Origin of the sequence: Pannus brasiliensis CCIBt3594 (assembly GCF_036688125.1) — a bacterium.
In the GTDB taxonomy this organism is placed as follows: Bacteria; Cyanobacteriota; Cyanobacteriia; order Cyanobacteriales; family Microcystaceae; genus Pannus; species Pannus brasiliensis.
On the sequence record NZ_JBAFSM010000011.1, the window covers coordinates 117807 to 125441 of the forward strand.

The following is a 7635-nucleotide window of genomic DNA, read 5'->3' on the forward strand; positions in this document are numbered from 1 at the left end:
CGCTATCCCCCGCGGCGATCGCTTCCCGGATTCTCCCACCCGCTCGCGGGAACCTCCGGGAGCGAAAAACGGTTCTATAACGGGGGGTTCGATCGATGGTATTATCATCCCGTCGAATCCATCCGAAAAAGAATTCATGACTACGGACGCGCGAACTATGGTAGAAACGGTGATCGGTGTCGATCTAGGCGGTACGCAGATAAAAATCGGTAAATTCGACCGCGAGGGCCACTGTCTCGAAACCCTCACCCTACCCACCCCGCAACCCGCCACCCCGATCGCCGTCGCAGATACCATAGAACAGGGAATCTGTCAAGTAAATGCCGATAACAGTAGTCGGGCGATCGGGGTGGGAACTCCCGGCCCCGCGGACGGAAGCGGACGCGTCGCCAAAGTCGCCATCAACCTCGCCGGATGGAAGGATGTCCCCCTCGCGGACTGGCTAGAAAGTCGAACCGGATTACCCACCGTCCTCGCCAACGATGCCAACCTCGCCGGACTGGGAGAAGCGTGGCTAGGCGCGGGAAAACGCTTTCACGACTCGATTTTGCTCACCCTCGGTACGGGAGTCGGGGGGGCGATTATTCTCGACGGGAAACTGTTCGTCGGCCGGATAGGAACCGCCGCGGAATTGGGACTGATCACGCTCAATTTTGACGGGCCGATGTGTAATAGCGGCAATCAGGGGTCATTGGAACAGTACGCCTCGATCGGGGCGATCCGCCGCATGACCGGCAAGGAACCCCACGAATTAGGAGAACTCGCCAAACATGGGAATCAAGAGGCGTTAGATTTCTGGAAAGACTACGGACGCTTACTAGGAGCGGGAATCGCCAGTTTACTCTATATTCTCACCCCCGAGGCGGTGATTATCGGGGGGGGAGTCAGTGCCAGCGCCGAGTTCTTCTTCCCCTCCCTCCTCGCGGAACTCGATCGCCGCGTGTTACCGAGTTCGCGGGAGGGATTGGAAGTATTAACGGCACAATTGGGTAATCGCGCCGGAATGGTGGGCGCGGCCCGACTAGCCTGGCAATTACACGATTCGATCGCCATTTCGTAACGAAATCAACAGAACGCGAGCGATCCGCCCGAAAAATTAGATGGGGAGGCAGGAGGCAGGAGGCAGGAGGCAGGAGGAAAGGCAAGAGGCAAGCAAGAGGCAAGAGGCAAAAGGCAGGCAAAAGGCAAGAGGCAAGAGGCAGGCAATTAATATTCCTCATCTCCCTATCTCCCTATCTCCCCATCTACCCCATCCCCCCATCCCCCCATGATCACTGTTGACGACGCGAAAATCTCGGCCCTAGAATTTTTGACCGGAGAGTGGGAACTTTCCGAGATCGATCGAGCGTGGTTAGAGGTTCTCGACGCGCGCTTGCTGAATAACGGGCGCTGGTATGTCGTCGAGATCGGGGTCAAGGATTTACCCGATAAATGGGTGTTGCAAATTTACGAGGAAGGGAATTGCGATCCCTGTTATACCTTCGTTTCTCCCTATAAAGACGGCGATATCTCCGCGGGGCTGGAATCCCTCCCCGAATCTCTATCGATCGCCCTCCAAGAAGAACGGAACGGACATATCTAGCCCCGTTTCGCGAAAAGCGATCGCTCGATCCGTTCGCGAGTCGATCGACCGTTCTCGATGGATTTGTTACAGTATCGATCGGAATGTTCACTCGGTATTTATGCGATTAACTTGGCTGGATAGTAATTCTTGGTTACTCGAACTGGGGGGAAAACGTCTGCTAGTCGATCCCTGGTTAGTCGGTTCCCTCACCTTCGGCAATTTAACCTGGTTATTCGAGGGGACGAAAACGAAAACCCGTCCGATTCCCGAAAATATCGACGCGATCGTCCTCTCTCAGGGATTGGAAGATCACGCGCATCCCCCGACGCTGAAAGCGCTCGATCGATCCCTCCCCGTCATCGCGTCCCCCAACGCGGCCAAAGTCGTCCGCGAGTTAGGCTATCAAACGATCGTCACTCTCTCCCACGGGGAAAAATATACCCTCGATTCCTCGGTAGCGATCGAGGCTGTCCCCGGTTCGCCGGTGGGGCCCACAGCGATCGAGAATGGCTATATCCTAGAAGATCTCGCCACCGGCCACCGTCTCTACTACGAACCCCACGGCTATCATTCCCCCGAACTCAAAACCAAGGGATCGATCGATGTCATCCTCACCCCCATTATCGATCTCAAACTCCCTCTCCTCGGCCCGGTGATCAAGGGACAGAAAAGCGCGCTGGAAGTCTGCGAACTCCTCCACCCGCGGGTCATTATCCCCACGGCCGCGGGAGGCGATATCCGGTTTGAAGGTTTATTAATGTCCGTTTTACGCGCCGAGGGCAGTGTCGAAACCTTCCGAGATCTCCTGAAATCCAAGTCCCTCGACACGCGGGCGATCGATCCGATACCCTGGGAACCCTTCACCGTCGAATTCGCGTGAGGAGGCAGGAGTCAGGAGTCAGGAGTCAGGAGGCAGGAGGCAGGAGGGAAGGGTGTAGGGTGTAGGAAATAACTTTCTCGAAACTCTCGATTTTGTCCCGAAATTATCTATTTATTTCCCACTACCCATCTCCCGACACCCGACCCCCCATCCCCCTATCTCCCGTTTTCTAGAGTCTCGATCTGACGGTCGCGTAACTCTTGCAGGACGGGGGTTTCTTGGATCGTTTCCACCGCGGGAAGGAGATGATTGCAAGTTCTGGAATTACTCGCGCCGCATTGATTCTCGATCGAGTTCACCCGTCTCTGCTGGATCTGTTGCGGGGTGCGATAATTGACCCGTTGATTATACTGAGGGTAATCCTGATAGGCGCAAGATTCGGTCTCGGCGAGACATCGGTTACTCGGCGGGAAGTTCTGCGCTCCGACGGGAAGGGAAACAAGGCAACTAAGCCCGATCCATCCCGTCGCGATCGAGAACAGGTAGGTTTGACCTCGTGTACGGATTCTCACGGATTGATCGAAAAAAAGTAGTCTGAGGAGCGGTGGAGGTAATGGGAATCGCCTAGTTGATTCTACTGAACTTTCCCACGTTACCCAGTTTAGCGCGTTTTTCCCCCGAGCGCCTATGTTACGCTGACGATCGAAGTTTCCGGTCCACTTCCCTTATGGTTCCTTTACGCGATAATAATCCCACCTCGATCGTTCCTTACGTGACTTACGGGTTGATCGCCGTCAATATTCTGGTCTTTTTCTACGAGATCACCTTAAATCCTCGACAGTTAGAGTCTTTTTTCCAGCTTTACGCGGTCGTTCCCCGACAATTGTCCGCGGACTTACAAGGATACTCGATCGGGCAACCGTTCCCCGAATGGGCTACACTGTTCACCTCGCAATTTCTCCACGGTGGTTTCCTACACGTCGCGGGAAATATGCTTTTCCTGTGGATTTTCGGCAATAATGTCGAGGATAGGCTCGGGCATATTAAATATCTGATTTTTTACCTCGCCTGCGGAGCTTTAGCCGCTCTAACGCAATGGTTCTTTTCTCCCGCTTCCACGATTCCCTCTCTCGGAGCGAGCGGGGCGATCGCCGGGGTGATGGGAGCGTATATTCTCCGTTTTCCCCAAGCGGAAGTTCTCACCCTCATTCCCCTGGGCTTTTTCTTCTGGACGGTTCGGATTCCCGCGTTTTTCTTCCTGGGTTTCTGGTTTCTCCAACAGGCACTATACGGCGTTGCCAATCTCGGGGTTGCCGCGAATATCGGTATGGAAGGTGGCGGGATCGCCTACTGGGCCCACGCGGGCGGTTTTGTCTTCGGGGCGATTCTCGGGCCTCTCCTGGGTTTGATGGACGATCGATAGGGGATATTGTCGGGCGATCGGGGGAGATATTCCTCGTATTATTGTATAAAAAAGCATTAAAACCGATATATATGGTAAAAAGAGCTTTTTATATCTTAAGGCTCAATTTTTTCGGGTTTTCCGGCGATCGAGGGAAGCCCGATCGAAAAATCTGTTGAAAAAGATTCTCAAAATTATTGACAATTATTTTTAATAACACTATAGTGTCTATAGTGTTCTCCTCTCAAGGATCGGCAATGGAACCGCGCGGCAGTCTCTAACAATGCGGTTCCCATTTTTTTATTTAGGAGGCCGGGGGCGGGAGACAATAGGCAATCGGCAAGAGGTGAGGGAGGGAAAAGGTGAAAGGGTAAAGGTGAAAAGCTTAAGAAAGCTCTTTTCCCTTTTCCAGGGGCCCTTTTCCCCGAACAATCTCCCCATCTCCCCATCTCCCCATTCCCCTACCTCCGGGCGGTACACTAGAGAATTGAAATAAAAATTTATAAATCCGGATTATGGGTAATCAATACGATGCGATCGTGATCGGGTCGGGAATCGGGGGATTGGTGACGGCGACTCAACTGACGGCGCGGGGGGCGCGGGTGTTGGTGTTGGAAAGTTACGTGATACCGGGGGGAAGTTCGGGATATTTCGAGCGCGAGGGCTACCACTTCGATGTCGGCGCGTCGATGATCTTCGGTTTCGGCAAACGGGGAACCACTAACCTGCTCACCCGCGCGCTGGACGCGGTGAATGTCGGTCTGGAAACGATTCCCGACCCGGTGCAGATCCACTATCATTTACCCGACGGACTCGACGTAAAAGTTCATCGCGATTATGAGAAATTCTTGCAAGAACTGATCGCGATCTTCCCGAACGAGCGGGAAGGTATCCGGCGATTTTACGATGAATGCTGGAAGGTGTTTAACTGTCTGAACGCGATGGAATTACTGTCGCTGGAGGAACCGGGATATCTGGCGCGGGTATTTTTCCAACATCCGATGGCTTGTTTGGGATTGGTGAAGTATTTACCGCTAAACGCGGGAGATATCGCGCGGAAATATATTCAAGATCCGAGATTATTACAATTTATCGATATGGAGTGCTATTGTTGGTCGGTGGTTCCGGCCGATCGAACGCCGATGATCAACGCGGGGATGGTGTTTAGCGATCGACATTACGGGGGCATCAACTATCCGAAAGGAGGGGTGGGTCAGATCGCCGAAAAATTGGTCGAGGGATTGGAGAAAACCGGGGGCGAGATCCGCTATAAAGCTCGGGTGCGAGAGATTTTACTGGAGGGGGGAAAGGCGATCGGGGTACGGCTCACCGACGGTAAAGAATACTACGGAAAACGGATCGTTTCTAACGCGACCCGTTGGGACACCTTCGAGAAACTCCTCCCCCCGGACTCCCTGCCGAAACGCGAGCGAAATTGGCGGAAACGTTACCGAAAATCCCCTAGTTTCCTGAGTTTACATTTAGGGGTGAAAGCGGACGTTCTCGCGCCCGGAACGGAATGCCATCATATTCTCTTGGAAAAGTGGGAGAATATGGAAAAAGAACAGGGAACGATATTCGTCTCCATTCCCACCCTGCTAGACCCGACGCTGGCCCCGGACGGTTATCATATTATTCATACCTTTACGCCCAGTTGGATCGACGAGTGGCGGGATCTGCCCCCGAAAGAATACGAGACGAAAAAAGAGGCCGCGGCGGGACGATTGCTCGATCGACTCGAAACTCTCTTCCCCGGTTTGAACGAGGGAATAGACTATCTAGAAATCGGTACGGCCCGTACCCATCGCCGTTTTTTAAATCGCGCGGACGGGACCTACGGCCCGATCCCGGTCCGGAAACTTCCCGGATTGCTGGCCATGCCTTTCAATCGAACGGCGATTCCGAATTTGTACTGTGTCGGGGATAGTACCTTCCCCGGCCAGGGATTAAACGCGGTGGCCTTCTCCGGGTTCGCTTGCGGCCACCGGATAGCGGTCGATCTCGGTTTCCGTACCCGCGCCACGGTAGAATAGTCGATCCCGTGATAACACCACCGGCTCGGCAAAATCGGGGATACCGAGCGCGAGAAAATCCGTGATCTTGCCGTAAGGCGAGAGATAAACACGGAATTATACTGATCGAAAACCCTCTCCTCATGACATGGAAAAGTCCACCGATCCGCACTGGTTACGAAAATCCTTGATCGGACTGATCGATAGTGATTTGGACGCTCCCAATTTACTAGAACAGATGGCGCGCGAGATCGGCGAACATTTGGGGGTTAGTGCCTGTTTCCTGATGGCGGGAGGAAATATCGGGACGATCGAGGGGTTCTGGCACGAGAAAAAAAAAGGGCTACCCGCGGGATATTCCGGGGTGACGGAACCGGAAATGTCGATCGAAACGGGACGCGCGACGTGTCTGCGCGATCTCCGGGAGCGGGGGATAGCCCTCGATTGGTGGCGATCGATCGCCCCGTTGGATTCGTCCTGGGCGATCGCGATCTCGTTTCGGGGGATTAGGAACGGGATCGCGATCATCGGCACGAGCGAGGCCGGCCGGGTGACGGGACGGGAACCGGAAATTCTCGCGGAGATCGGTAGCGCGCTCGGTATCGCCTACGGAACCCTGCCGCTCCCTCACGAGGCGGTTTCTTCGCTCGATCGGGAGGAGATCGCCCGGATCGTGCCGTTCAATTCCCGCGAACGGGCTACCGGCAGTCCGATCGTCAAACGGTTATACGAGTTAATGCGCCAACAGTTGGAGCAACAGCGTCAGCTAAACGAGATGAAAGACGAAATTATCGCCGCCATCAGCGATAAAGCTAGGAATCCGTTGGCGACGATGAAAATGGCGATCGACGCTCTCAGTAGTAAAGATCGGAATCTCCCCCCTTCCTCGCGGGAAAATTTCTGGCGCATTCTCAAGCAGGAGTGGGACACTTTAAACCAACTGATCAATAATATCGTCACCCTAAAACAGTTAGAGTCGCAAGAATTACGGGTTTTCCCGCGACCGGTGGATCTAGAGGCTTTACTGCGCGAGGTAACGCTCCCGTTTCAAGAAAAATGGGGCGAGGATAAACGCAAACCCCTGCGGTTAGAGATCGATCGCTCCGGGGTCGGGAAGGAACCGGTGGAAACCGATCCCCAGCATTTACGGGCGATCCTCGACGAACTTTTGACCAACGCGGGCAATTTTTCCCACCCGAAAACGACGGTCGGGATCGAGGTGCGGGATATCGCGGACGGGGCGATCGAGATCTCCGTCACCAATACCGGTCTGGGCATCGCGGAAGAGGAAAAAGAATTGATTTTCGAGCCATTCCGTCGGGGTAAGGGGATTACCGGGCGGGCGATCGCGGGGACGGGTATCGGTCTGGCGTTAGTTAGGGGATTGATCGAACTACTCAACGCCCGGATCGAGGTGACGAGCGTGCCGGTAGCGGGTACCGACGCGCACGCGAACGCGTTTACCGTCACCTTACCCCGACGGATCGCGGGAAGTCGGCAGGCGCGGACGATATCATAGGGGGGAAGTCGGGCATATTAAAATTAACCGTGCCTTTTTACCGAGATCGATACCATGCTGACGCGGAGTGATTCCTTAAAACCTATGCGGTGGCAGAATAGCCAACCCTCGGCCCTGGCGCGTCAATGGGAGATTTTCAGTAGTTCCCTACAGTTTCTCGGTTTTTTACTCCGGGATCGGCTGACGGGCGATCGATCCTCGCGGAAACGGCAGAAACGGGCGAGATGGTTGGTCGATCGCATGATGGATCTGGGCCCGACTTTTATTAGACCTCCTGCATGAATAGCAAGACCCCGTGCCGGTTAAGGCAAGTTCGGG

General features: G+C 54.4%; 9 protein-coding genes. 8 read left to right on the top strand and 1 reads right to left on the bottom strand.

The genetic code is table 11. The annotated features are described in order from the left end of the window. Positions 1–157 precede the first annotated feature (157 nt). The 4 genes from V0288_RS07585 (at position 158) to V0288_RS07600 (ending at position 2444) form a co-directional block, all read left to right on the top strand. Entirely contained in the window at positions 158–1060 is a 903-nt protein-coding gene (locus V0288_RS07585) for an ROK family protein (protein WP_422661930.1), read from the top strand. Positions 1061–1100: 40 nt separating this feature from the next. Then, positions 1101–1271 (top strand): hypothetical protein, encoded by a 171-nt coding sequence (locus V0288_RS07590; RefSeq protein ID WP_332864463.1) that lies wholly within the window; start codon positions 1101–1103, stop codon positions 1269–1271. Continuing rightward, positions 1268–1582 carry a hypothetical protein gene (locus V0288_RS07595; protein WP_332864464.1) on the top strand — a complete coding sequence of 105 codons (315 nt, stop codon included), beginning with the start codon at positions 1268–1270 and terminating at the stop codon, positions 1580–1582. Before V0288_RS07590 ends, V0288_RS07595 begins: the two co-directional genes overlap by 4 nt. 100 nt (positions 1583–1682) lie before the next feature. Beyond that, positions 1683–2444, top strand: a complete 762-nt coding sequence (locus V0288_RS07600) for an MBL fold metallo-hydrolase (RefSeq protein WP_332864465.1) — start codon at positions 1683–1685, stop codon at positions 2442–2444. Positions 2445–2599: 155 nt separating this feature from the next. Here V0288_RS07600 and V0288_RS07605 read toward each other — a convergent pair whose 3' ends face one another. Further along, on the bottom strand, positions 2600–2956 hold the full coding sequence (locus V0288_RS07605) for a hypothetical protein (RefSeq protein WP_332864467.1): 357 nt from the start codon (positions 2954–2956) through the stop codon (positions 2600–2602). Between the two features lie 155 nt (positions 2957–3111). Between V0288_RS07605 and V0288_RS07610 the strand changes: the two genes are divergently transcribed. From V0288_RS07610 to V0288_RS07625, 4 genes are all read left to right on the top strand, one after another. Continuing rightward, positions 3112–3807, top strand: coding sequence for a rhomboid family intramembrane serine protease (locus V0288_RS07610; protein WP_332864469.1), 696 nt, complete (start codon positions 3112–3114; stop codon positions 3805–3807). A 494-nt stretch (positions 3808–4301) separates the two neighbouring features. Beyond that, complete coding sequence (gene crtH / locus V0288_RS07615) at positions 4302–5819, top strand: carotenoid isomerase (RefSeq protein WP_332864471.1); 1518 nt, start codon at positions 4302–4304, stop codon at positions 5817–5819. 127 nt (positions 5820–5946) lie between these two features. Further along, positions 5947–7317, top strand: a complete 1371-nt coding sequence (locus tag V0288_RS07620; protein ID WP_332864472.1) for a sensor histidine kinase — start codon at positions 5947–5949, stop codon at positions 7315–7317. 54 nt (positions 7318–7371) lie between these two features. After that, complete coding sequence (locus V0288_RS07625) at positions 7372–7599, top strand: hypothetical protein (protein WP_332864473.1); 228 nt, start codon at positions 7372–7374, stop codon at positions 7597–7599. The last annotated feature ends 36 nt before the right edge of the window (positions 7600–7635 follow it).